This window comes from Arthrobacter sp. P4_F10, from assembly GCF_056401435.1.
Genome location: NZ_JBFUJJ010000015.1, coordinates 61,315 through 85,026, shown reverse-complemented (window position 1 = coordinate 85,026; position 23,712 = coordinate 61,315). Strand labels below are relative to the sequence as shown.

21 protein-coding genes are annotated in these 23,712 nt (G+C 65.2%); 4 read left to right on the top strand and 17 right to left on the bottom strand.

Going from position 1 to position 23,712, the window contains the following annotated elements:
- Positions 1 to 135: 135 nt before the first annotated feature.
- From AC1DR1_RS15455 to AC1DR1_RS15405, 11 genes are all read right to left on the bottom strand, one after another.
- Positions 136 to 537 carry a hypothetical protein gene (locus tag AC1DR1_RS15455; RefSeq protein ID WP_476992852.1) on the bottom strand — a complete coding sequence of 134 codons (402 nt, stop codon included), beginning with the start codon at positions 535 to 537 and terminating at the stop codon, positions 136 to 138.
- 395 nt (positions 538 to 932) lie between these two features.
- Entirely contained in the window at positions 933 to 1,064 is a 132-nt protein-coding gene (locus AC1DR1_RS15450) for a hypothetical protein (protein WP_364743911.1), read from the bottom strand.
- A complete protein-coding gene (locus AC1DR1_RS15445; protein ID WP_476992851.1) occupies positions 1,061 to 2,818 on the bottom strand; it encodes a hypothetical protein in 1,758 nt (585 codons plus the stop codon). The genes AC1DR1_RS15450 and AC1DR1_RS15445 overlap by 4 nt, the downstream gene beginning before the upstream one ends.
- A 458-nt stretch (positions 2,819 to 3,276) precedes the next feature.
- Positions 3,277 to 4,251, bottom strand: a complete 975-nt coding sequence (gene nrdF, locus AC1DR1_RS15440) for a class 1b ribonucleoside-diphosphate reductase subunit beta (RefSeq protein ID WP_223916933.1) — start codon at positions 4,249 to 4,251, stop codon at positions 3,277 to 3,279.
- Positions 4,248 to 5,042, bottom strand: a complete 795-nt coding sequence (locus tag AC1DR1_RS15435; protein WP_364743917.1) for an NUMOD3 domain-containing DNA-binding protein — start codon at positions 5,040 to 5,042, stop codon at positions 4,248 to 4,250. The genes nrdF and AC1DR1_RS15435 overlap by 4 nt, the downstream gene beginning before the upstream one ends.
- A gap of 37 nt (positions 5,043 to 5,079) precedes the next feature.
- On the bottom strand, positions 5,080 to 7,200 hold the full coding sequence (gene nrdE, locus AC1DR1_RS15430; protein WP_364744034.1) for a class 1b ribonucleoside-diphosphate reductase subunit alpha: 2,121 nt from the start codon (positions 7,198 to 7,200) through the stop codon (positions 5,080 to 5,082).
- A 62-nt stretch (positions 7,201 to 7,262) separates the two neighbouring features.
- Positions 7,263 to 7,760, bottom strand: a complete 498-nt coding sequence (gene nrdI / locus AC1DR1_RS15425; RefSeq protein ID WP_476992850.1) for a class Ib ribonucleoside-diphosphate reductase assembly flavoprotein NrdI — start codon at positions 7,758 to 7,760, stop codon at positions 7,263 to 7,265.
- Between the two features lie 89 nt (positions 7,761 to 7,849).
- Positions 7,850 to 8,095: a glutaredoxin-like protein NrdH gene (gene nrdH, locus AC1DR1_RS15420; RefSeq protein WP_476992849.1), complete on the bottom strand. Its 246-nt coding sequence runs from the start codon at positions 8,093 to 8,095 to the stop codon at positions 7,850 to 7,852.
- 492 nt (positions 8,096 to 8,587) lie between these two features.
- Positions 8,588 to 10,051 carry a class I SAM-dependent methyltransferase gene (locus tag AC1DR1_RS15415; protein ID WP_414645463.1) on the bottom strand — a complete coding sequence of 488 codons (1,464 nt, stop codon included), beginning with the start codon at positions 10,049 to 10,051 and terminating at the stop codon, positions 8,588 to 8,590.
- Positions 10,048 to 10,794, bottom strand: a complete 747-nt coding sequence (locus AC1DR1_RS15410) for a DUF1365 domain-containing protein (protein WP_476992848.1) — start codon at positions 10,792 to 10,794, stop codon at positions 10,048 to 10,050. Before AC1DR1_RS15410 ends, AC1DR1_RS15415 begins: the two co-directional genes overlap by 4 nt.
- A complete protein-coding gene (locus tag AC1DR1_RS15405) occupies positions 10,791 to 12,194 on the bottom strand; it encodes an NAD(P)/FAD-dependent oxidoreductase (RefSeq protein ID WP_476992847.1) in 1,404 nt (467 codons plus the stop codon). Before AC1DR1_RS15405 ends, AC1DR1_RS15410 begins: the two co-directional genes overlap by 4 nt.
- Positions 12,195 to 12,516: 322 nt before the next feature.
- On the opposite strand from AC1DR1_RS15405, the gene AC1DR1_RS15400 reads away from it, so the two are divergent.
- Complete coding sequence (locus AC1DR1_RS15400) at positions 12,517 to 13,437, top strand: LysR family transcriptional regulator (RefSeq protein ID WP_229994507.1); 921 nt, start codon at positions 12,517 to 12,519, stop codon at positions 13,435 to 13,437.
- Positions 13,438 to 13,521: 84 nt separating this feature from the next.
- Positions 13,522 to 13,743, top strand: a complete 222-nt coding sequence (locus tag AC1DR1_RS15395) for a hypothetical protein (RefSeq protein WP_229994505.1) — start codon at positions 13,522 to 13,524, stop codon at positions 13,741 to 13,743.
- Here AC1DR1_RS15395 and AC1DR1_RS15390 read toward each other — a convergent pair.
- Positions 13,740 to 15,134, bottom strand: a complete 1,395-nt coding sequence (locus AC1DR1_RS15390) for an aldehyde dehydrogenase family protein (protein ID WP_476992846.1) — start codon at positions 15,132 to 15,134, stop codon at positions 13,740 to 13,742. The two genes, AC1DR1_RS15395 and AC1DR1_RS15390, sit on opposite strands and share 4 nt — an antisense overlap.
- A 98-nt stretch (positions 15,135 to 15,232) precedes the next feature.
- On the opposite strand from AC1DR1_RS15390, the gene AC1DR1_RS15385 reads away from it, so the two are divergent.
- Positions 15,233 to 15,739, top strand: a complete 507-nt coding sequence (locus AC1DR1_RS15385) for a DUF2004 domain-containing protein (RefSeq protein WP_476885153.1) — start codon at positions 15,233 to 15,235, stop codon at positions 15,737 to 15,739.
- A gap of 148 nt (positions 15,740 to 15,887) precedes the next feature.
- Here the strand turns inward: AC1DR1_RS15385 and metE are convergent, their stop codons facing one another.
- Together metE and AC1DR1_RS15375 are read right to left on the bottom strand one after the other, a co-directional pair.
- Positions 15,888 to 18,221 carry a 5-methyltetrahydropteroyltriglutamate--homocysteine S-methyltransferase gene (gene metE, locus AC1DR1_RS15380; protein ID WP_476992845.1) on the bottom strand — a complete coding sequence of 778 codons (2,334 nt, stop codon included), beginning with the start codon at positions 18,219 to 18,221 and terminating at the stop codon, positions 15,888 to 15,890.
- A 45-nt stretch (positions 18,222 to 18,266) separates the two neighbouring features.
- The gene (locus AC1DR1_RS15375; RefSeq protein WP_364743932.1) at positions 18,267 to 19,274 is read right to left on the bottom strand and encodes a methylenetetrahydrofolate reductase; all 1,008 of its coding nucleotides are present in this window, start codon (positions 19,272 to 19,274) and stop codon (positions 18,267 to 18,269) included.
- Positions 19,275 to 19,703: 429 nt separating this feature from the next.
- Here AC1DR1_RS15375 and AC1DR1_RS15370 point away from each other — a divergent pair, with 429 nt between their 5' ends.
- A complete protein-coding gene (locus AC1DR1_RS15370) occupies positions 19,704 to 19,907 on the top strand; it encodes a hypothetical protein (RefSeq protein ID WP_229993357.1) in 204 nt (67 codons plus the stop codon).
- A gap of 52 nt (positions 19,908 to 19,959) precedes the next feature.
- On the opposite strand, the gene AC1DR1_RS15365 is transcribed toward AC1DR1_RS15370, so the two are convergent.
- The 3 genes from AC1DR1_RS15365 to AC1DR1_RS15355 all read right to left on the bottom strand — a co-directional run bounded on the left by AC1DR1_RS15365 (position 19,960) and on the right by AC1DR1_RS15355 (position 23,710).
- A complete protein-coding gene (locus tag AC1DR1_RS15365) occupies positions 19,960 to 21,162 on the bottom strand; it encodes an ROK family transcriptional regulator (RefSeq protein WP_476992844.1) in 1,203 nt (400 codons plus the stop codon).
- A gap of 156 nt (positions 21,163 to 21,318) precedes the next feature.
- Positions 21,319 to 22,449: a class I SAM-dependent methyltransferase gene (locus tag AC1DR1_RS15360; protein ID WP_229993359.1), complete on the bottom strand. Its 1,131-nt coding sequence runs from the start codon at positions 22,447 to 22,449 to the stop codon at positions 21,319 to 21,321.
- Between the two features lie 106 nt (positions 22,450 to 22,555).
- Positions 22,556 to 23,710, bottom strand: coding sequence for an NAD(P)-binding domain-containing protein (locus AC1DR1_RS15355; protein WP_476992843.1), 1,155 nt, complete (start codon positions 23,708 to 23,710; stop codon positions 22,556 to 22,558).
- Positions 23,711 to 23,712: the final 2 nt, after the last annotated feature.

The window sequence follows — 23,712 nt, the reverse complement described above, 5'->3', positions numbered from 1 at the left end:
TCACCGAGCCCCCGAGTGAATCGATCGCCATCGGGACCTGGTGACCAAGGCGGTCGGGGCAACTAACTGCCCGCCCGGCGAGGGATCCTTCACCGGGACAGGGGGGCATCAGGTCGGTTTCCGAGTCGTGCAGCGCTACTTCCACTCGAACAGGCGGCCTTCGGACTTGCCGTCGGCCACCTGGTACTCGAACAAGACCGCGATCCCGTTGAGGCTGCTCAACTCGTCTGACGTGGTTTCGTAGAACAGTGCACCCCGCCAGGTGAGTTGGCCCGGACCGGTGAATCTACCGACGCCGTGGCCGGTGAAGGTCGCAGTCTGCCCGCTTGCGGTGACGACGAAACCGTTTCCGGCGCCGGCGACCGTGCCACCGGGACGAATCGTGCCGAGGTAGGTGACCGTGGCGTCAACTTGGACACCGCAGAGCGTGCCGACCTGATGGTCGGTCAGTTCGGTGCGCGGACCGAGACCAATGTCTTCCAGAACCCGCGTGCTGATGGTTTGTCCGTTGAGTTCCCCGATTTGTTCTCCGAGCATCATGATCTCCTTGCCAATTGGATCGGTGCATGGACCGGAACTAATGCCACGTCGACTGGGGCGTGACGCTCCAATCGTAGGCAGGAGACCGCTCGAGGTCGACGTCTGTCCGGTGCCCGTTTCCGACAGTTCGGATGATGGACCCGGTGCCCCATCGGCGACCGACTCGCTCCCCTAATCCGCGGCAGCCCGGCATCACACCGCGYCTTCCACCCAGAGGACCTCTCCTCGATGGCCGCGGCGCTCCCGCGGGGAGCCGGACCGACGCGAATGACGGCGGCAACGGCGCGGGTGCGGCCCAACGCAGCCTCACATCCTCGCAGAAACTACTTCAGCTAAGCAGATACCCAATACGTGAGTTCGAATATGGCTTTCGGGATAGACGCCGTCGTTGCTCAGGACTGCATGCTCAGGTACCGGTAGACGGTAGCGCGGCTGGCTCCGATGATCTTGCCGATGTCCGATGGTTTGAGACCCCGCGCCTTCAGTTCATGCGCCCGCTTGACCTTCTCGTGATCCGCGGTCACTTATGTACGCCCTCTAGTATCGGATCATCAATCGTCGGTATGCCCCAAGGCTTGTATAGAGGCTGGCTGCCCTCTTCTGATCCGGTGACAGTCTGGAGCCAAACCCGGAAAGGCGTGCCATCGGCAGCTTTCAGCCTGACCTTCTCGCCGGCCCCTTCCCCGGCTTTGAGGTCTTGCCAAATACGCTCACCATCCACGGCCTTCACGTTGGGGTGATAGGTATATCCCGCTCCCAGATTGTATTTACCTCCCAGGATTTCAACAGCGGTCGTGGGCTGTTGAGCCCAGAWTGCGCCACCCTCCAGCAGGAGCCTCTCTAGTCCATCATCGGTTCCGCCAGACAGAGTCATCGTCAAGCTCCGCCCAGGAGGCATAACCGTCTGGTAGCCCTCAAGAAGAAGCCGGGCAATGCGAATTTCAACGCGCTCGGTGCGCGTTGTTTGATCCGGAACGGCGAAGCAGACGTCTCCGAGGGCTTGCTCAATGACATACAGGTCATCCACCAACGATTCGGTCCACTCATCGCTGCTGCCTCCGGAATCCTGAAGGGCGTGCAACACCAGAGATGCAAGACGCCCCCCGCCGGCATACATCTCGATCTTGTTCCCTGATCGAAGGATACGAAGCATTCTGATGGCCGCGTGCACATCTCGTACAGAACCACCGGGCGCGTTGAATGTGAGATTGCAGCTGCCTTCACCCGCATTCTCGGACCACGGCAGCTTGAAGATGAGCGTTACTACATTCATGAACTGACATTTGAAGGTCGCTCCGACGCCACCTTTGGCTCGTTGCGCTATACGGCCTTCATATCGTCCTCTGATGAAACCATGCTGATCTAGGACGTTAAGTGTTATGGGTGGCGCATGCGAACCCTCAGACTTTTCAAATGCAGCTGGAGATAGTCGCACTTTCTCGATGTTCATCTGAGGTAGAGGTGCAACCCACGCTGGTCCGATACGAGTAAAAGAGGCCGCACTGCCAGGCAGATCAAAATCATTCAGCAGCCCGTAAGCCAAGTTCTCTTGGAGCTGTTCTGCCACATCCTTGTGCTCTGGTCCGAAGCTAAGCGTAAGTTGGGTGTGGATCGGCTCCTTCTCCATGGCCTCTGGGTGCTTGGCGACGTAGTCCTCAAAGACAACGTTGCCACTGGTGATCAAAGTTGTGTCCCAGTACCTACTTCGCGTATTGGCGAGCGATAGAAGAGCGCCAATTCGTTCAGAGAGATCCGCGTTGCCTACCAGGCCGGCTTTCTCCTGGTTGATCATCCGCAGCACATCTACTAGCTCGTCCCTAAGGAAGGCACGTTCAACCTCCGGATGATCGGTCAATGCCGCTGCCAGCTTTTCCTGTCCCCAGATATCAACATCCACGTCCTTGCTCGCTGCAAACCCGTCAACGAAGTCGCGTTCATTCTTATGTGGATCTGGCGGCATCACTAGAATCCACTCATCCGGGGCATGGTTTTTCCAGGCGGTCTCGAATGACTTCCGCACCTGGGGGCGGCGTGAATCCCGGAACCCACCAGTGAAACCTTCAGGAAAGTATTTAAGCTGGAAGATCTTGACCACCCGGTCTTCCAGCCGCACCGCAACATCGATGCCGCCATCACCACCGGCGCCTCTGAGGACCTCCGCCTTGTACGGCTTCTTGTCATACATTTTGAGAAGCAGGACTTCTACGACTTGGTTGAAGTCAACTTCACTGATTTGGGACCAGTTGATCCTGCTCTGGCTCAGCCCTTTAGGCGCCATGCTGCCCTCCATTCACCGGCCCGTGCTGTTCAGCTGTCTTTGAGGCGTCGACCGCCGGGGAGCTTTTCCGCACGATGGATATATCTCGCCCTCGTTGTGTTCGCTCCATCTAAAGGACGTTCCACGTCCTTGGAAATCGGGGTCTCGGCTCGCCGGCACACGTTCAAGCAATCGTTGGCTGGGGTCTACCTGTGGGCGATATGAAGCCCGGCGCAGCGGTCATTGAGTGAAGAAGCCCGGCTCATGCTGTGGGCATCAGCCCGAACTCGTCAGGGAACGCTTGAAAGGGGCCCGGTAGTTGGCCAGCTGAGGGAATCAGTTGGCCAACTACCGTGAAACGTGGCCATCTAAGTTGGGAAATGGCCACGTAGCGTGGAACCTCACAACTTCCAACTAGACGATGCGTTTCTTCCAAATAGGGTGCCGTACTTCCAATTAGGGTGACATCTCTCAGAGGACTAGAAGTCCCAGTCGTCGTCCTCAGTATTGACAGCCTTGCCAATCACATAGGACGAACCCGAACCCGAGAAGAAGTCGTGGTTCTCGTCCGCGTTCGGCGACAGGGCCGACAGGATCGCCGGGTTCACGTCGGTGACGGAGGCCGGGAACATGGCCTCGTAGCCCAGGTTCATCAGGGCCTTGTTGGCGTTGTAGTGCAGGAACTTCTTGACGTCCTCGGCCAGGCCGACGGAGTCGTAGAGGTCGTGCGTGTACTGGACCTCGTTCTCGTACAGCTCGAAGAGCAGCTCGAACGTGTAGTCCTTGATCTCCTGCCGGCGCTCCTCGGAGACCTTCTCCAGGCCCTTCTGGAACTTGTAGCCGATGTAGTAGCCATGCACAGCCTCGTCGCGGATGATCAGGCGGATGAGGTCGGCCGTGTTCGTCAGCTTGGCCCGCGAGGACCAGTACATCGGCAGGTAGAAGCCGGAGTAGAACAGGAAGCTCTCCAGCAGCGTGGAGGCCACCTTGCGCTTGAGGGGGTCGTCGCCCTGGTAGTAGTCCATGACGATCTGGGCCTTCTTCTGAAGGTTCTCGTTCTCGGTGGACCAGCGGAACGCCTCGTCGATCTCCTTGGTGGAGGCCAGCGTGGAGAAGATCGAGGAGTAGCTCTTGGCGTGCACGGACTCCATGAACGCGATGTTCGTGTAGACAGCCTCTTCATGCGGGGTGAGGGCGTCCGGAATCAGCGACACGGCGCCGACGGTGCCCTGGATGGTGTCCAGCAGGGTCAGGCCCGTGAACACGCGCATGGTGAGCTGCTGCTCGTCCGGGGTCAGCGTGGCCCACGACTGCACGTCGTTGGACAGCGGCACCTTCTCCGGCAGCCAGAAGTTGTTGACCAGGCGGTTCCAGACATCCACGTCCTTGTCGTCCTGGATGCGGTTCCAGTTGATCGCCTCAACATGGCTGAGAAGCTTTACTTTTTCTGTCATGACTCCGACTCGCTTTCTGAAGAGAGACTGGGTTTGGCTGAGTCCTCGACGCAATACTTGCAGTCGGCTTTCTCTATGCCTTTGTTGGTGTGATGTCTGGTATGGGCGTTTCGCTGACTGGAAGGCATGGGACGGCCCTTCCTTACTGCTGACATTTTCGCACGGGTTTCGGCACTGGCCTGCTTCCCAAAGTTCGGGTTGCCGGCACCTTTCTTGGCTTCTGAAAGTGCTTTGCGGGTTTCTTCACTGACCGAATGCCCAAAACTTGGATGCTCCGCGCCGAACTTCCCAAAGTTCGGGTTCTCCGGTCCGGAGTTAGTTCCCTTGCGGTCCTCCGCCCACTTCGTCCGCTGTTCCAGGCTGTGCTTGCCGCCATAAAACGGGTTCTCGGCTCCTGGCCGGCTAAGTCCCTTACGGCCCGTGCTCCTGATGCGGGCGGTTTCGCGCTGTTCTTCAGTCCAGACGACGCCGGTCGGGCCTAGGCCGCCATCCGCAATGTTCAGAAGACGATCCCCTTCGCGTCGCAGATAGCTGATCCACTCGATCTCCGCCTGCCCCAACTCGGGCAGACCTTCAATCCAATCCAGCTCGCCCGCGATGAGATCAGCCGGATCGTGTTTTCGGAGCCAATCGTAGAACGGCGTCTTACGACCCTCAGCAGCCACTCGCAGGTGCTGATGGAAACGACGACTGGCCGTCTTGGTCGTGATACCGACGTAGCGGTACTCGACCTCCCGCCGAAGCCGGATGCCGTAGACCAAGCCGCCCATCGCCGTCGTCGTTTCCATCATTTCAACCGATCACTCAAAATCTACCGATTTCAGTTGATCAAAGCATGCACGAGACACAATTTTCCACCTCGGTCCCTTCCAGCGCGAGCTGGCGGAGACGGATGTAGTAGATGGTCTTGATGCCCTTCTTCCAGGCATAGATCTGGGCCTTGTTGATGTCGCGCGTGGTGGCGGTGTCCTTGAAGAACAGTGTCAGGGACAGGCCCTGGTCCACGTGCTGCGTGGCTGCGGCGTAAGTGTCGATGACCTTCTCGTAGCCGATCTCGTACGCGTCCTGGTAGTACTCCAGGTTGTCGTTCGTCAGGTACGGCGCCGGGTAGTACACGCGGCCCAGCTTGCCTTCCTTGCGGATCTCGATCTTGGATGCCACCGGGTGGATCGAGGAGGTGGAGTTGTTGATGTAGGAGATCGAGCCGGTGGGCGGCACAGCCTGCAGGTTCTGGTTGTAGATGCCGTGCTCCATGACAGAGGCCTTCAGCTCGCGCCAGTCATCCTGCGTGGGGATGTGGATGTTCTTGAACAGCTCGGCGACCTTCTCGGTCTGCGGGACCCATTCCTGCTCGGTGTACTTGTCGAAGAACTCGCCGGAGGCGTACTTGGACTTCTCGAAGCCGCCGAACGTCTGGCCGGTCTGGATGGACAGCAGGTTGGAGGCGCGGACTGCGTGGTACACCACCGAGTAGAAATAGATGTTGGTGAAGTCCAGGCCCTCTTCGGAGCCGTAGTGGACCCGCTCGCGGGCCAGGTAGCCGTGCAGGTTCATCTGGCCGAGGCCGATCGCGTGGCTCTGGTCGTTACCGCGGGCAATCGAGGGCACCGAGGTGATGTTGGACATGTCAGACACTGCCGAGAGGGACCGGATGGCCGTCTCGATGGTCAGGCCGAAGTCCGGCGAGTCCATCGTCTTGGCGATGTTCAGCGAACCCAGGTTACAGGAGATGTCCTTGCCGGTCTGGTCGTAGGACAGGTCATCGTGGTACGTCGTGGGCTGGGAGACCTGGAGGATCTCGGAGCACAGGTTGGACATGATGATCTTGCCGTCGATCGGGTTTTCCCGGTTCACGGTGTCCTCGAACATGATGTACGGGTAGCCGGATTCGAACTGGATCTCGGCGAGCGTCTGGAAGAACTCGCGCGCCTTGATCTTGGTCTTCTTGATCCGGGAATCGTCCACCATCTCGTAGTACTTCTCGGTGACCGAGACGTCGGAGAACGGCATGCCGTAGACCTTTTCGACGTCGTACGGGGAGAACAGGTACATGTCCTCGTCCCGCTTGGCCAGCTCAAAGGTGATGTCCGGGATGACAACGCCGAGCGAGAGGGTCTTGATGCGGATCTTCTCGTCCGCGTTCTCGCGCTTGGTGTCCAGGAAGCGGTAGATGTCCGGGTGGTGCGCGTGCAGGTACACCGCGCCGGCACCCTGGCGGGCCCCGAGCTGGTTGGCGTAGGAGAAGCTGTCCTCGAGGAGCTTCATCACCGGGATGACGCCGGAGGACTGGTTCTCGATCTGCTTGATCGGCGCGCCGACTTCGCGGATGTTGGTCAGCGCGAAGGCCACGCCGCCGCCTCGCTTGGAGAGCTGCAGCGCGGAGTTGATGGACCGGCCGATCGACTCCATGTTGTCTTCGATGCGCAGCAGGAAGCAGGAGACCAGCTCGCCGCGCTGCTTCTTGCCGGCGTTCAGGAACGTCGGGGTGGCCGGCTGGAAGCGGCCCTCGATGATCTCGTCCACCATCTGGGTGGCGAGCTTCTCGTCGCCGCGGGCCAGGTGCAGGGCAACCATGCAGACGCGGTCCTCGTAGCGCTCCAGGAAGCGCTTTCCGTCGAACGTCTTCAGCGTGTAGGAGGTGTAGAACTTGAACGCGCCGAGGAAGGTCTCGAAGCGGAACTTCTTCTTGTACGCGCGGTTGTAGAGCTCGCGGATGAAGTTCATCGTGTACTGGTCGAGGGTTTCGCGCTCGTAGTACTCGTTCTTGACGAGGTAGTCGAGCTTTTCCTCGAGGTCGTGGAAGAACACGGTGTTGTTGTTCACGTGCTGCAGGAAGTACTGGTGCGCGGCCTCGCGGTCGGCCTCGAACTGGATCTCTCCGTTGGGGCCGTAGAGGTTCAGCATGGCGTTGAGTTCGTGGTAGCCCAGGCCCTTGTAGGCGGCCGGCATCTCGTGCTTTTCCTGCTTCTCAGCTGCGGTGGCGGTGGCCGCGTGGGTGCCTGCGCCCTCAGTTACTGCTGTGTCTGCGACAGTCGTGTCCAAAACTCTTCCAATCCTTGTTGTACGCGGTTGACGTCTTCCGGCGTCCCCATGAGTTCGAAGCGATATAGGTGCGGGACCTTGCACTTGGCGGCGATGATGTCGCCGGCCATGCAGTAGTTGTCCCCGAAATTCGTGTTTCCTGCGCCGATCACTCCGCGGATCAGCTTCCGGTTGCCCGGGTCGTTCAAAAACCTGATGACCTGCTTTGGAACAGATCCCTCTCCCCCGGTGCCGCCGTAGGTCGGCACCACCAGCACGTAGGGCTCCCGGGCCACCAGCGGAGCGTCCCTCGGGTAGAGGGGGATCCTGGCGGCGTCGAGGCCGAGCTTCGCAACGAAGCGTGCCGTGTTTTCGGAGGTGGAGGAAAAGTAGATGAGGCGGCAGTGTGTTAGTTCGGGAGCTGCTGTGCTGACCGCTTCCCCGCTGTCAGCCGTGGCAGCTACCAGATCTTCAGTTGTTACAACCACGGTGGTCACCTCATCTACCGTGAATTCGTGCCTGGTAGCGGCGTCCCTGAGTGTTTCAGGCGATTGGGCGCTTCCGGCTACGGAGCGATTCAGGCTACAGCGACGGCTGCGGCCTGCGCCAGTTCTTCGATCTTGTCCGGGCGGAAACCGGACCAGTGATCCTGGTCGGTGACGACGACGGGGGCCTGCATGTAGCCCAGGGACTTCAGGCGCTCAAGGGCCTCCGCATCCTGGGAGATGTCGACGCTCTGGTAGGCGATGCCCTTCTTGTCCAGCGCGCGGTAGGTCGCGTTGCACTGAACGCAGGCCGGCTTCGTGTAAACCGTAAYGGTCATGGTCCTAGTCCCCTTTGTTGAAGTCTTCTTCGGAGCGCTTCCCCGGCTCCGACTGTCCCGCGCTGATGCTCTGCTGGAACTGTAGTTCGATACTACATGTAGTGCAAGAGCCTCATGTGGACCCCAAGATGATGTATTACAAGTATGTCATTTAACCCACCGTTAATCCACAGGAGGGGGCCTTCCAAATGTCCGGATTTCCGCCATTTTGGCGGACGAAATCCACACCCTGTGCAGTAGTTACCCACATTAATCACCCCCGCGTGTCGCACCGCAGACGGCGTGTCGCGCCCCTCCGGACGGGCGCGGCATGGTGGCGCCGGCCACTACATCTGGTGTCCGGGCACACGAAAGAGGCGGGCACCGTGGTGCCCGCCTCATTGGATCGTGATTGTTCTAACACCCGAGTCGTCATACCCTGCGCCGTCATGCCGTGACCGGCGCCACGGGGACCTATTCAGGACCTATTCAGGACCTCGGCTGGTGCTCGGTCTAGGCCGCGCCCTTGGTGGCGGCACCGTTCGTAAGGGCACTGTCGAGCACGATCTGCTGCACGTCGAGATAGCCCGTTTCAAACCCGGCCCGGGAGTAGCACAGGTAGAACAGCCACATCCGCTGGAAGACCGCGTCGAAGCCCATGGCCCCCACCTCGTCTTCGCGGGCCATGAACCGCTCCTCCCAGAGCCTCAGGGTCTGGGCATAGTGGTCGCCCATGGCGAGGCGTTCGCGCACCCGCAGTCCGGTCTGCTTCGCGGTGATGTCTTCGATGGCGCGGACGGACGGAATGACCCCGCCAGGGAAGATGTACTTGTGCACCCAGGTGTAGCTGGTGCGGGTGGCCATGAGGCGGTCGTGGGCGATCGTGATGGCCTGGACGGCCACCTTGCCGCCCGGGGCCAGGACCCGCTCGATTGTCTGGAAGTACGTGGCCCAGTATTCGAAGCCGACGGCCTCGATCATTTCGACCGAGACGACGGCGTCGTACTCGCCCTCCACAGCGCGGTAGTCCTTCAGCTCGATCGTGACGGCGTCGGCGTAGCCGGCCTCGGCCACGCGCCGGCGGGCGAGTTCCTGCTGTTCGCTGGAGAGCGTGACGGAGTAGACGGTGGCGCCGCGGGAGGCGGCGCGCAGGGCGAGCTCGCCCCAGCCGGTGCCGATTTCCAGGACGCGGGTGCCTTCCTTCACGCCGGCCTTGTCCAGGAGGCGGTCAATCTTGGCCTGCTGCGCGGCGGCCAGCCCGTCCCAGGCCACGCTCCGCAGGGCGTCGCCGTTTTCCGGGAAGAGGGCGCTGGAGTACGTCATGGTGCTGTCCAGGAACGAGGCGAAGAGCTCGTTGGAGAGGTCGTAGTGCCGCGAGATGTTGGAGCGGGTGTTTTTCTCGGTGTTCCGTTCCCTGCGCGGCTGGCGCGGGAGGTACAGGCCGCGCAGCTTCTGCAGCGGCTCGGGCACGAGCGTGCCGACGCGGGAGGCAAACACCTCCATGACGGCGGTGAGGTCATCGGCGTCCCAGTCGCCGGCCATGAAGGACTCGCCCAGGCCGATCAGGCCGCCGTCGCCGAGCCGGGCGGCGAAGTCGTCGGGCCGGTTGATGGTCATGACGGGGTAGGCGGTGCCGGCGGGCGTCTGCTCGGCGGGTGCCTGGTCCGAGGCAGCCCGCTCCAGAACGGCATTGCCCGGCGCCTTTCCCAGTGCCGTCTTGCCCAATATCGTGCCGTCCGCGTACCGGACTTCCAGCGGCAGCCTGCGCACGGCCGCCTTGAAGATGGCGTCCGCAGCGCGTCCGGCCACACGGGCCTTCAGGCTCGAGGGCACCGTCGCGATGCTGGGCCAGATGGCGGCGTCGATGGCGACGGGCGGCTGGGGAACGGTGTAAGGCACCCTGCTGCTGACGGCTCCGCTGCGCGTGGCGCCCTGGGCCCGTCCCGCGCCGGATCCGGTCGCTTCGGTCATAGTCACTGAACTGCCTCCTGTGAAGGGTGGTGTGGTTTCTTGATGATGGGCAGGCGGCGTGCCCACAGCCTGATGCCCTGCCAGCGGATCTGCGCCGCAACACGCAGCGGGGCCAGAGGTACCGCGAGCGCCGCGGACACGATGTTCCGCAGCGTCGCTTCGTGGCGGACGCCGTCCATGGTGGCGATGAAGGGCTGCTGGCCCTCCCGCTCCAGGACGATCGATACGGCAAGCCGTTCACCGGGTTCGGGGAGCTTCATGCGGTACTCGCCGTCGACGTCGTTGAACGGGGAGACGTAAAACGCCTTCGGGACGCTCGCCCGGCCAGTGGCGTCGGTTTCGAGGAGGTAGCAGTGCCGCTCCCCGTACGTGTTGTGGACCTCGACGACGACGCAGCGCAACTCACCGGCGCTGTCATGGCACCAGAACACGCTTAGCGGGTTGAACACGTGCCCGAACACCCGGGCGCTGGCCAGCATGGTGATGCGACCGCCGTCGAGCCCGATCCCCTGGGTGGCGAGGTAGCGTTCCACATTGCCGCGCAGCGTGCCGTCCGGATCGCCGAGATGGTCCTCCACCCGGAAGCCGGCTAGCGGCCGGAGCAGCCGCGGCAACTGCGGAAGGTGGTCGACGTCCACATACCAGCTGTAGCTGCGGTACGTGAAGGCATTGCGCAGCGGGGTGCGCCGCACATGGGAGATGACTGTGCGATAGATGGCGGCGCGGTAGATGGCTGCAATTGCGCTCATGAGCCCTCCGCGGAGACGGCCTGCAGGTCAGGATCTACGGCCACGGAACGGTACTCCTCGTTCAGGGCGGCGGCATCGTCCCAGTCACGGCCCAGCCGGGCGGCGGCCTTGAGGCCGGACAAGGCGCCGTCCTCGTGGAATCCCCAGCCGTGGTAGGCGCCGGCGAAGGCCAGGCGCTCGTCGCCGAGTCCGAGGATCCGCTGCTGCGCCTTCAGCGACTCCGGGGTGTACTGCGGGTGCTCGTAGACCATCCGGTCCAGCACCGCAGCGCCGTCGATCAGTTCGGATTCGCCGAGGCTGACGATGTACCGGCCGCCGTCCGCGGGTTCCAGCCGCTGCAGCCGGGTCATGTCGTAGCTGACCAGGACCTTGTCCGGCCGGGCATCGCAGGACGGCAGCCGGTAGTTCCAGGATGCCTGGGCGTTGGGGCTGGCCGGCAGCACGGCTTCGTCGCGGTGAAAAATGGTCTGGTTCACCGAGTACGGCATGCCGCCAAGGGCATCCCTCTCGGCGGCCGAGGCCCCGGTGAGCATGCGCAGGGCCTGTGCCGGGTGGGTGGCGATCACGACGGCGTCAAAGGTCTCGCGCACAGTCCCGGCACCCAGCGCGGACGTGACGTCCACGCCGTCGGCGTGCCGGTGCACCGTGGTGACAGGGCTGGCGAGCCGGATGTCCGGCAGGGTCTTGGCCACCTTGTCAACGTAGCTGCGCGAGCCGCCGGTGACCGTCCGCCACTGCGGCGAGCCTTTGACGCCGAGCAGGCCATGGTGGCCCAGGAAGGTGAACAGGTAGCGGGCTGGGTAGGCCAGCGCGGTGGTGGGGTCGCAGGACCAGACGGCGCTGACCACAGGGGTCATGAAGTGCGAGATGAAGTAGCTGCTGAATTTTTCCCGGGCCAGGAACTCGCCCAGGGTGAGCTCGTGTCCTGTGCCGGTGCCTGTTCCCGTGAAGGGTTCCGCCAGCAGGGCGCGGGCCCGGCGGTGGAACCGGGTGACTTCCAAGAGCATCCGCAGGTAGCGGCCGCGCAGCAGGGTGGACGGCCGGGGAATGATGCCGCTCCCGTTGGGCCGTGCGCCGGCGTATTCCAGGCCGCAGCCGTCGCAGCGGACGGACATGCTCATCTCGGAGTCCTGGGTTTCGACGCCGAGCTCGGCGAACAGGCGCAGGAGTGTGGGGTAGGTCCGCTCGTTGTGCACGATGAAGCCGGTGTCCACGCCCAGGGTGGGCCCGTTCTGCTGCGGCACATCGTGGGTGTGGGCGTGGCCGCCGAGCCGGGCGTCCGCCTCGAAGAGGGTCACCCGGTCCCGCCCGTTCAGCACGTAGGCGGCGGTCAGCCCCGCCACTCCGCTGCCGATGACGGCGACCCGCCGTCCTCCCGGAATCCCTGCTGCTTGCGACACTGGTCTGCTCCTGTTGTTTAGCCCAAATACTTCTCTAGCCCGAAGTCTCTTGTGGGCTATTCGTTGCCGTCGGGCGGCCGGATGAGTATGGATTCCGCATTTTTCAGGTCGGCTTTCAGTTCACCGCCTGCGGCGCCGGCAACCGTCGCTCGGTTGGGGCCCCTCGAAGTCTCATGCATGGGCATGGCCGTGCCGTGCAGACATTCCGTGCAGCCAACCCTGGCCGCCCGGGGTAGGCCGGATATGCCACAATGAAGCGGGATTTCCGGTCCCGTCCCGTGGACCCGCCACATTGGACCCGCTACCAGGCGAAGGGCAGCCCTTGATCAACCCCGTCCATCTGCGGACCCTTGTCGAAGTGATCCGGCTTGGATCGTTTGCGGCCGCCGCGGCCCGGCTCGGCTACACGGCCTCGGCCGTCTCCCAGCAAATGTCGGCACTGGAGCGTGACACCGGCGTCACCCTGTTCCAGCGGGCGGCGCGCAGCATCCAGCCGACGGAAGCCGCCGTCGTCATGACACGGCACGCAGCCAAGGTGCTCACCGACATCGAGACGCTCATGGCCGCCGCCTCACGGGCGCAGGAGAGCCCCAGCCAGGAGCTGCGGCTGGGCATCTTCCCGAGCCTCGCCACCTATGTGCTGCCGCCGATCCTGCAGAACCCGGCCTGGAAGAAGCTTGGCATCGATCTGCGGGTCTCGGTCGCGGAACCGGCCCAGACCATCCAGGGGCTGCGGACCGGCGGCGAACTCGACGTTGCCCTGGTGTACCAGGTGGGACAGTCCGGCCTCGCCTGGCCGCACACCGTGGACCGGCAGTGGATCGGCGACGACGACTTCCGGGTGGTGCTGCCCGCGGCCTGGGGCATCGGCACGGATTCCAAGGTGGCCGCCCCGCATCTCTCGGACATGCCCTGGATCATGCATCACCCGGGCACATCCGATGCCACGGTGATCGAACGCCTCTTCGCGAGCTGCAACCTGCACCCCCGTGTGGTGGCCTACAGCGATGACTTCCATGCCAGCCTGGAAATGGCGGCCGCCGGGCTCGGCGCCGCCCTGGTCCCCGAGCTGGCCCTGCGGCACCGGCCTGCCGGCGTCGTGGTCCTCGATGTTCCGGAGATCAGGCTGGCCCGCAATGTTTTCGCCCTGCTGATCAACGAGAAGCGGACCGCCCAGGTCCAGCTGTTCGTGGAACTGCTGGCCGAGACGATGCACAGGCTCAGCACCGTGCGAAAGGATTGAGCCCGAAGGGCCGAGCTGAAAGACCACACCTCAAAGAACTGCGGAGGGGTTTCCCTCCGGCGCCCGATCAAGAAGGATGGGGCCATGAACAAAAGCTATTCAGCCTCCCGGCCCGTCTCCTCCGACAACCCCGAGGTAATCGCCGCGGCCATCCGGGCGGCCACTGAGGAACTCCGGGACACGCTGCAGCGCCATGGCATCGAGGCGAGCTTCGAGGACATAGCCCTGCTGGGGCACTCGGAGTCCTGGGACGACGAGGGGACGCGTTGGGTCGAGGTCGAATGGGACGGTGTGGAAGCCGGTTAGGGCCTGACCCGCTTTCCGACCGGCGCCACCAGCGCGTCGATGATCCGGTGCCTGGTCCGGGTGTACGGCGGGTAGATGAGTTCCAGCGTGTCCGGCCACAGCGGCTTGTCCAGGGTGGAGCGCTCATGCGAGAACGTCCGCACCGAATGTTCCCCGTGGTACGCGCCCATGCCGCTGCCGCCTACCCCGCCAAACGGAAGCCCGGGGACGGAGAGGTGGGCCGCCGGAACGTCGAAACACAACGCCCCGGACGAGGTCCGCTCGGCGAAGGCACGGCGCGTCGCGGGATCCTTGCTGAAGACGTAGAGGGCCAGCGGTTTGGCGCGCCCGTTGACTTCCCCGATGGCCGCGTCGAGCCCGCGCACGGGCACCAGCGGCAGCAGCGGGCCGAAGATTTCTTCGGCCATGACGGCGTCGCCGGGCGCCGGCCGCAGCAGGGTCGGCGCTAGGTAGCGGCTGGCGGCGTCGCGCTGTCCGCCGTGCACCACTGTGCTGGCGTCGGCCAGGGCGGCGAGCCGTGCGAAGTGGCGGTCATCGACAATCCGGCCGTAGGACGGGCTCGCCGCCGGGTCCGTTCCGAAGAGCGCCGTGATGGCCTTGATCAGCTCGGCCTGCAGCGGCTCCAGGACCTCCTCGCGGGCCAGGACGTAGTCCGGGGCGACGCACGTCTGCCCGGCGTTCATGAACCGGCCCCAGGCGATCCGTTTGGCCGCCGTGGCCAGGTCCGTGGACGCATCGACATAGGCCGGGCACTTGCCGCCGAGCTCCAGCGTCACGGGAGTCAGGTGTTCGGCGGCCGCGCGCATCACCACCTTGGCCGCGGCCTCTCCCCCGGTGAAGAAGATGTGGTCGAAGCGTTCGGCCAGCAGCGCTGTGGTCTCCGGGATGCCGCCCTCAACCACCTCGGCGGCGCCGGCCAGGTATTCGGGAATCCAGCGGGCCAGCGCGGCCGAGGTGGCCGGGGCGTGTTCGCTCGGCTTGAGCACTACTGTGTTTCCCGCGGCCAGGGCTCCGGCCAGCGGGGCGAGCAGCAGTTGCAGTGGGTAATTCCACGGCCCGATCACCAGCACCACGCCCAGCGGAGTGAGTTCGGTCCAGGCACGGGCCGGCTGCACTGCGGGAGGCACCTGCACGCGGCGGGGCCGCAGCCAGTTTTCCAGGTGCCGCTCCAGATGTGCCGCCTCTGCGTCAACGAATCCGATCTCCGCCAGCTGCGCCTCGGTGTGGTGCCTGCCCACATCGTGGGCGAGGGATTCGGCGAAGTCCGCCTGCCGTTCCGCCAGCATGCGCCGCAGCCCGCGCAGTTGATCCAGCCGCCAGGTGAGTGGACGCGTGGTCCCGGCGTCGAACACGGCACGGGCACGGACGACGGGCGAGATTACATGCTGCATCCGATCAATGTACAGTCACACGGCCATCCGCCGGTCCGGCACCCGATAAAACCCTGCCAACGCTGGAATGGTCCGGTTTTCAGGACTATGTTGAACATATGAACAAGGTAGCGAGCAAGCACTTCGGCGAGGTCGAGCTCAACCACGGAAGGGACCATAATCTCACCGCCACGCATGAGCTGGCTGGCCAGACCGTGGAGCTTGACCTGAATGTCAACGCGCATGACCATTTCGATGAAGCGGCCATGCACAAAGTTGACTACCGCTTGCGCTTCCTGCCCGAGCTCGTGGACCAGGTCCGCGAAATGATCGCCGAGGAACTGGACCAGGAAGGCACCAGCCCCCAGGAGTACCGCCACTTCCACTGCAACGCGATCAAGGACGAACACCTCAAGAAGGTTTTCGGCGTCGAGAACAAGAGCCAGCTGACCGACGAGGTCTTCCTCAAGGCGCTCAAGCTCGGCCACGTGGGCATCTACCCCGGCCAGCCGGAACGCTACTTCGTCCTCGACTTCACGCTGGGCCAGCATTTCACCGACGAGGTCCTCGTCGCCTCCGCGGATGAGGACGGCGTCGTCGACGACGAAATCCTCTGGGAATCCTGAATCGCCGGCGAACTTGGATCCACTGCTCCGCAGGTGCCCTTTTGAGCGCCCAAAAGGGCGACTGCTCAGCAATCGATGACCAAGAACGTACGACGCCGGCCGGCCACCTYGCRAGGTGRCCGGCCGGCGTCGTTTTGGCTGGAGCGGGTTACTTGGCGGCTTGGAGCAGTTCGGCGCGGACCGTCTTGGTGGCCGTGACCAGGTTGCGCAGGGACTCTTCGGTCTCGGCGTAGCCGCGGGTCTTCAGGCCGCAGTCCGGGTTGACCCAGAGCTGGCGGGACGGGACGTGCTTGACCGCGGTGCTCAGCAGCTCGGTGACTTCCTGCTCGCCCGGGACGCGGGGCGAGTGGATGTCGTAGACACCCGGGCCCACGCCGCGGCCGAAGCCGTGGGACTCGAGGTCGTGCACAACCTCCATGCGGGAGCGGGCGGCCTCGATCGAGGTGACGTCGGCGTCGAGGCCGTCGATCGCGTCGATGATGGCGCCGAACTCGGAGTAGCACAGGTGGGTGTGGACCTGGGTGGCGTCCGCGGCACCGGCCGTGGAGAGGCGGAAGGACTTCACGGACCAGTCCAGGTACGCGGCCTGGTCGGCCTTGCGCAGCGGCAGGAGTTCGCGGAGGGCCGGCTCGTCCACCTGGATGACCTTGATGCCGGCCGCTTCGAGGTCGGCGATCTCGTCGCGGAGGGCCAGGGCCACCTGGTTGGCGGTCTCGCCGAGCGGCTGGTCATCGCGGACGAAGGACCAGGCGAGGATGGTGACCGGGCCGGTGAGCATGCCCTTCATCGGCTTGTTGGTCAGGGACTGCGCGTACTTGGCCCATTCCACCGTGATCGGGGCGCTGCGGGTGACATCGCCCCACAGGATGGACGGGCGGGTGCAGCGCGAGCCGTAGGACTGGACCCAGCCGTGCACCGTGACGTCGAAGCCTTCGAGGTTCTCGGCGAAGTACTGGACCATGTCGTTGCGCTCGGGCTCGCCGTGGACCAGGACGTCGAAGCCGAGCTCTTCCTGCAGCTCCACGACGCGCTTGATCTCTTCCTTCATGAGCTGCTCGTACTGCTCCGTGGTGAGGTCGCCACGGTTGGCGCGGGCGCGGGCGGTGCGGATTTCCGAGGTCTGCGGGAAGGATCCGATGGTGGTGGTGGGCAGCGGCGGCAGGTGCAGCGCCTTCTCCTGGGCTGCCTCGCGGACCGCGTAGGCGGAGCGGTTGAAGTCGGCGTCGGTCAGGGCGGAGGTGCGGGCCCGGACGTCGCCGCGGCGGACGCCCTCGGCCTCGGCGCGGGAGGCGATGACGCGGGTGGCCTCGTCGATGGCGGGCTGGACGGCTTCGGGGTCGCTCAGCAGACCGGCGAGGGTGACAACTTCAACGGCCTTCTGGTCGGCGAAGGCCAGCCAGCTGCGCAGCTGCTCGGACAGCTGGACTTCCTCGTCGACGTCGTGCGGGACGTGCTGGGCGGAGGTGGAGGTGCTGACGGCGAGCTTGGCCACCGACTTCTTCAGTTCGGCGATCTTCTTCGCGGAGGCGGCGAGATCGTTGCGCCAGATGTTGTGGCCGTCCACGACGCCGGCGACGAGGGTCTTGTTGCCCAGCGCGGCCAGGGCCGCGGCGGACGGGACCTCGCCCTTGAAGACGTCCAGGTGCAGGGCGTCGATGCCGGTGGCGGCGAGCGTGCCGAGCTGGCCGTTGAGCGCGCCGTACGGGGTGGAGACGAAAAGCTGCGGGCGCTGGGCCGTGGCGGCGAGGGCCTCGTAGGAACGGGCGACGGCGGCCTGGATTTCCACGGCCGGGGTGTCCTGGTCCACCACGAGGGCGGGCTCGTCGAGCTGGACCCAGCTGGCGCCGGCGGCGGCAAGCTTCTGAAGCAGTGCGGCGTACACGGGGAGGATGTCCTCGAGGCGGGACAGCGGGCTGAAGCCGGCCGGGGCGTCGTCGGAGGCCTTGCTCAGCAGCAGGAACGTGACCGGGCCGACGATGTACGGGCGGGTTTCCACGCCGTTGGCGAGGGCGTACTCGAATTCCTCGACGATCCGGTTGGAGGTCAGCGCGAAGTTGGTCTCCGGGCCGATTTCCGGCACGAGGTAGTGGTAGTTGGTGTCGAACCACTTGGTCATTTCCAGCGGCTGCTGTTCCTTGTTGCCGCGGGCCAGGGTGAAGTAGCCGTCAATGTCGAGCTGTCCCTCAGCGTTGAGGAGGTTCCCGAACCGGGCCGGCACGGCGCCGAGGTGGGCGGCGGCGTCGAGCACCTGGTCGTAGTAGGAGAAGGTGCCGGGGACGGCCGCGGCTTCAGTCAGGCCAAGGCCCTGGAGGCGCTTGGCGGTGCCGAGCTGGATTTCCTTGGCGGCGGCGTCCAGGGCTGCGGCGTCGATCTTGCCGGCCCAGTAGGCCTCGACGGCTTTCTTGAGTTCGCGGCGGCGGCCGATTCGCGGGTAGCCGAGGATCGAGGCGGACGGGAAGGGGGTGGTGAGAAGTTCAGTCATGGGAAGTCCTTGAAGTTGTCGTTGACAGATGACGGAGGTGGGTGCTCAGCTGGCGAGCTGGCTGGCGGCACGCCGGGAGGCGCTGATGCGGCCGGCGCCGTGCCGGTTGCCGCCCTGCCGGTTGCCGCGGTTGCCGCTTCGCGGCCGGGGCAGGGCGAGTTTGTCCAGCACGTCCAGGGCGGCGGCGTGCTCATTGAACGTGTAAAGGTGGATGCCGGGGGCCCCGGCGGCCAGGGCCGCGTTGGCGAGATCCACCGTGGCGCTGACCCCGATCCGGGTCCGTTCGGCGTCGGTATCGGCGGCCGCGAGGCGTTCGATGAGTTCCGGGGCCGGTTCCACGCCGGTCAGCTCGCCGAGGCGGGCGAGCCGCCGGAGGCTGGTCAGCGGCATGACCCCGGGAATGATCGGTATGGTGACCCCGGCCCGGCGTGCCCGGGTCAGGAGGTCGGCGTACTGCTCGGTGTGGAAGAAGACCTGGGTAATTGCGAAGTCGGCGCCGGAGCGCTGCTTGGCCAGCAGCACCTCGATGTCGTGCGCCTCACTCGGGGATTCCGGGTGCCGGGTCGGGTAGGCGGCGACGCCGACCGCCACCTTGCCGGCGCACAGCAGTGCCGAGCGGCGCTGCTCCACGCGGCGGATGAGTTCGATCAGGTCCTGGGCGTACCGGAGCGATCCCGGCGGCGGGGTTGCGCCGTCTTTGGGCCGGTCACCGCGCAGGGCGAGGATGCCGCGGACACCGACGTCGAGCAGTTCGCCGATGATCTCCGCCAGTTCCTGCGGGGAGTTCCCGACGCAGGTCAGGTGGGCCAGGGGCCGGAGCGTCGTTTCCTGCACGAGCCGGTTGATGAGTTCGACGGCGGTGCTGCGGTTGGAGCCGCTGGCGCCGTAGGTCACGGAGACGTAGTCCGGGTCCGTGGCTTCCAGTTCGCCGATGGTGGTCCAGAGGGATTCGGCGGCCGCGGGCGACCGCGGCGGAAACAGCTCGTAGGACAGCGCAACAGGGGCTGCGCCGCCAAGATTGGGATGGGTGTCGATAAGGCTTGGTGGTGACATTTGCGTCCTTGGCTGTGAACACTGCCGTCAGGAGACCGGAAACCCGGATGACCGGATACAGATACGGAAACACCGTCGGCAGTGAATTGAGTTTGGGGAACACGGAGGGAACTTCAGCAGGGCGCAGCCGCGACTGTTACGCCTGATACGAAGTTGTCCGTGAGCAAATGTCAGGCCCACATGGGGGCACCCACACCCTCCTGGGCTGCCTTGGGGGCAGCCTTCAGCGGAGGATCGCTGACACGTTACTGAGGTAACTTGTATAGAACTCTAAGGCCGGGCAGCGGGGCCCTTCAAGTCGGCGTCCGAATTAAGACGCACCTTTACGGCCGTTTGCGGTGCCGGGCAGAATTATGTTCGCCGAAGGGGCGGTTTCCGGCCGGCACGGCCGCTCTCCCCAACGCACGCGGTCAGGACTATCCTGTTGCCATGATTCAGCTTCCAGCCAGCTACAAGGAGTACCTCGCCGGCAAGAGCGAGAGCTTCATCAACACGGTCCGGCCCGTCCTCATGCAGTCGGCCGCAGATAAGTCGCACGGGGTGCGGGTCTCCTACAACCGCGGCCCCACCGGCCACCAGGCGCATCTGGACGACACTATTCCTTATGGGACGGTCGTTGAGGACATCGACTGACGCCCGGCTGGCCCGCTGAGGCGGCCGGGCCGGGTCAGCCCACCAGCGACGTCTATCCTTCGAGGAGGAGGCGCTGGGAGCGCGGGGCAAGCGTGTGTTCCAGCACCAGGCAGGCGGCACCGACGGCGCCGACGTCCTCGCCCACTCCTGTGCCCACCACTTCGATCCCGTGGATCTTCCGGGTGGCGCTGTTCGCGTCCACCAGGGCCGGGATTAGCTCCAGATAGGCCGCTGAGAGGCACGTCCAGAACGGGCCCCCAAAGACCACGCGGTCCACGTCCAGGGCGTTGGTGATGGCCGAGACGGCACGGGCCACAAGCACGGCGGACCGTCGAATGATTTCCTTGGCCTCTTCGTTGCCGGCGTCGGCGATCGCGCACAACTGGGCAAACCGCTCCTGGACCGCCGGCGCGCTCCTTTCCTGGAGCGATCCATCCAGTACGCCGGCCGCCTCGGCCTGCGCCACGAGGACCTGCGGAATGGCGGAGGATTTCACGCAGCCGCGCTGTCCGCAGTCGCAAAGGGCGCCGCCCGGGTCCACGATGATGTGTCCGATTTCCCCGGCGTTGCCCGAGGTTCCGCGGACCACTTCGTCGTTGAGGACGATCCCGCAGCCGATCCCGGTCCCCATGTACATGAAGACAAAGCTGCCCTCGCCGCTGGGGCCGCCGGCCCAGGTTTCGGCCACGGCTGCGGCGGTCACATCTTTGTCCATGATCGTGGACAGGCCTGTGGCTTCGGCCAGGGCATCCCGCAGCCCCACGTGGTCCCAGCCCGGCAGCAGCGGCGGGTCCACGACGGCGCCGTCGTTGAGGTCGATGGGGCCCGGTGAGGCAACCCCGAGCCCGGCGATCCGTTCCGGGTCCACCCCGGAGTCCATGATGAGCCGCTTGATTTCGTCCGAGATGGTGTCAATGACCGCCCGGGGGTCGGTGCCGGGCGGGGTGATGATCCGTGAGTGCCTGACGACGGCGCCGAGCAGGTCCAGCACGACGAACGTGAGTACGGCGGGGTCCAGGTGCACGCCCACCGCATACATTCCTGCGGGATTGAGCCGGAGCATGGTCCTTGGCTTGCCCGGTCCGGTGCCCTCCTTGCCTGCCTCGACGATCAGGTGCTGGTCCAGCAGGCGGCGGGAAATATTGGAGATGGTCTGCGGCGAGAGTCCGACTATCTGGGCGAGCTCCACCCGGCTCAAGCCGCCCGGCGCGCGGCGGATGGCGTCCAAGATGACCGTGAGGTTGAAGTCACCCATCTTCGGTAGGTTGGTCCCTCGCCTCGGAGAGGGTTGCCGGAACTCGGTCACTGATACCTCTAAACGTCTTTGGCCACGCACAGCAGTTGTCAGAATCGTACGTTACGTGCAGGCCTGCGCCCACACTTGCGCTTTTCAGACACAATGTTTCTGCCGCTACGGCCGCCGGGTGCTTGCCGTCACGGTGAACTTCGGATTCCTGCCGACCTCGCGGGTGGGCCCGATCAGGCGTTCGAGTGCCGGCCGGTAGTGCAGGTGGCTGTTGAACACGGTCCAGAGCTCCCCGCCCGGGGCGAGCACCCTGCCTGCCGCTTCGATCAGCTTGATCCCTGCGCCGGAGTGGACGGCCGCTTCAAGATGGAAAGGCGGGTTGAGCAGGACCAGGTCCGCGCCGGCGTCCGGCAGAGAGCTCATGGCGTCGTCCTGGAGCACGTCGATCCGGCCGTCCAGGCCGTTCGCCCGGGACGTGGCGAGGGCAGAGTCGACGGCGGCCGCGGACCGGTCCGTGGCGGTGACGCGGGCGCCGGGGTTGGCACGGGCGTACATCGCGGCGAGGATTCCGGTGCCGCAGCCAAGGTCAACGGCACGGGTGGCGTGCGGCATCCGGGGCAGGAAGTCCAGCAGGAACCTGGTTCCGATGTCCAGCCCGGTGCCGGCAAACACGGCGCCGCGTGCGCAGACCGTGAGGCCCAGTTCGTCATTGACCTCAGTGACCGGGAAGGGCAGCGCGGCCGGGACCGGCTTGGGGCGCCGGGCCAGCAGGAGCCGTGATTTCTGCCGGGCCAGTTGGGGCTGGACGTCCTCGAAGTAGCGCGCCAGCACGGCGTTCATGCCCAGGCTCATGTGTTTGACGCGTCCGCCCGCCAGCAGCACGACGTCGGGAGCGGCGTAGCGGGCGACGGCGTCGGCGATCTCCTCGAGTTCCGCCAGGGACCGGGGCAACTGGAGCAGGACCAGTGACGCGCCCTCCAACAGGCCGGCGCCCAACGGGAGGTGTTCGAAGCCGGCGTCGATCTCCAGGGCCTCGGCGTTCGCCCGCAGCGCCCGTTCACCGGTGATGAGGTCCTGGTGGACCCGGACAGGGTGCGCCCCGAGCGTCAGCGCCCCGAGTGTCAGGGCGCCGTACCGGTCCCCCATGACCGTGAGCCGTCCCCCGGGCTGCAGCAGGCCGGCGGCGGCCTCCAGCAGGAGCTTGTCCGTGGCATCCCAGGCCTGCAGGTTGGCGGCCTCGACGTCGGGGAATCGTCCCAGCCGGGCAAAGAGCGATTCGAAGTTGTTGTCCGTCACGCGCGTTGTGCCGCCGTTTCTACTTGGGCTTGGGAATTTGGCTGGGGTGCCGGGACCCGGTACGTGGGCCCTGGGTACTGCACTGCAGTGTTTTACGTTTTACGTTTTACGTTATACCGGTCCGGGCCAGCAGTGTGACGATGCCCGCCACGGCGGCCCGGCCGGCACGGTTGGCGCCTATCGTGGACGAGGACGGCCCGTAGCCGACGAGGTGGACCCGCGGCTCGGCCGCGACCTGGGTGCCGTCCATCGCGATGCCGCCGCCAGGTCCGCGCAGGTGCAACGGGGCGAGGTGTTCGAGTTCGGCCCGGAATCCCGTGGCCCACAGGATTACCCCGGCGGCCAGGAAGCTGCCGTCAGCCATCCGCACGCCGTCGGGCTCGATCGCGGTGAACATGGGGTGCCGGTCAAGGACGCCGCGCGCCGCGGCGGCGCGCAGGGCCGGGGTCCAGATCAGGCCCGTCACGGAGACGACGCTCTGCGGCGGGAGGCCCTGGCGCACCCGCTCCTCAACGAGGGCGACGGCGTCGTGGCCCGCCTGCCGGTCGAAGGCGGCCTCGCGCCAGAGAGGTACCCGGCGCGTGAACCACGTGGTGCTGGTGAACTTGGAGATTTCATCGAGCAGCCCGACAGCCGAGATCCCGCCGCCGACCACGATGACATGCTGGCCGCGGAATTCGCCGGCGGAAACGTAGTCGGCAACGTGCAATTGCCGGCCGCGGAAGCTGGCCTTGCCCGGATAGATGGGCCAGAACGGCCGGGTCCAGGTGCCGGTCGCGTTGATCACGGCGCGGGCAGAGAACCCGCCGCTGGAAGTGGTGATGGTCAACCGTCCGGCGGGATCAGCGTCTTCCCGGGTCACCGACTGCACTTTAACGGGCCGCTCGATCGCGAGGCCGAGGTCGTGTTCGTACCCGCCGAAATAGCGGGTGAGGAAACTGGAGCTGGCCTCGGCGGGATCCACGTCGGGCTGTGGGATTCCCGGGAGGTCGCTGATGCCGTTCACCGTGGCCATGAGCAGGCTCTTCCAGCGGTGCCGCCAGGCGCCGCCGGGCCCGTCCTCGGCGTCGAGCACGACATACGTCCCCGCAGGCGGGGCCTCCGCCGCTGCTGGTCCTTCTGCCGCGGTCTGCCCCGTGCCGGCCCCGGCAGGGCCGGCCGGGATGAAGCCGCGGCGCTGAAGGTGGTAGGCCGCCGACAGCCCCGCCTGCCCGGCGCCGACCACGACGACGTCGGCCCGGCGCGCCGTCTCCACAGTCACGC

Excerpts from the sequence above, each read along its gene's own strand:
- AC1DR1_RS15455 (WP_476992852.1), bottom strand. The coding sequence starts at position 537 with ATGCTCGGAGAACAAATCGGGGAACTCAACGGACAAACCATCAGCACG.
- nrdF (WP_223916933.1), bottom strand. The coding sequence starts at position 4,251 with ATGACAGAAAAAGTAAAGCTTCTCAGCCATGTTGAGGCGATCAACTGG.
- AC1DR1_RS15435 (WP_364743917.1), bottom strand. The coding sequence starts at position 5,042 with ATGATGGAAACGACGACGGCGATGGGCGGCTTGGTCTACGGCATCCGG.
- nrdE (WP_364744034.1), bottom strand. The coding sequence starts at position 7,200 with ATGCCGGCCGCCTACAAGGGCCTGGGCTACCACGAACTCAACGCCATG.
- AC1DR1_RS15410 (WP_476992848.1), bottom strand. The coding sequence starts at position 10,794 with ATGAGCGCAATTGCAGCCATCTACCGCGCCGCCATCTATCGCACAGTC.
- AC1DR1_RS15395 (WP_229994505.1), top strand. The coding sequence starts at position 13,522 with ATGAACAAAAGCTATTCAGCCTCCCGGCCCGTCTCCTCCGACAACCCC.
- AC1DR1_RS15390 (WP_476992846.1), bottom strand. The coding sequence starts at position 15,134 with ATGCAGCATGTAATCTCGCCCGTCGTCCGTGCCCGTGCCGTGTTCGAC.
- AC1DR1_RS15385 (WP_476885153.1), top strand. The coding sequence starts at position 15,233 with ATGAACAAGGTAGCGAGCAAGCACTTCGGCGAGGTCGAGCTCAACCAC.
- metE (WP_476992845.1), bottom strand. The coding sequence starts at position 18,221 with ATGACTGAACTTCTCACCACCCCCTTCCCGTCCGCCTCGATCCTCGGC.
- AC1DR1_RS15375 (WP_364743932.1), bottom strand. The coding sequence starts at position 19,274 with ATGTCACCACCAAGCCTTATCGACACCCATCCCAATCTTGGCGGCGCA.
- AC1DR1_RS15370 (WP_229993357.1), top strand. The coding sequence starts at position 19,704 with ATGATTCAGCTTCCAGCCAGCTACAAGGAGTACCTCGCCGGCAAGAGC.
- AC1DR1_RS15365 (WP_476992844.1), bottom strand. The coding sequence starts at position 21,162 with ATGGGTGACTTCAACCTCACGGTCATCTTGGACGCCATCCGCCGCGCG.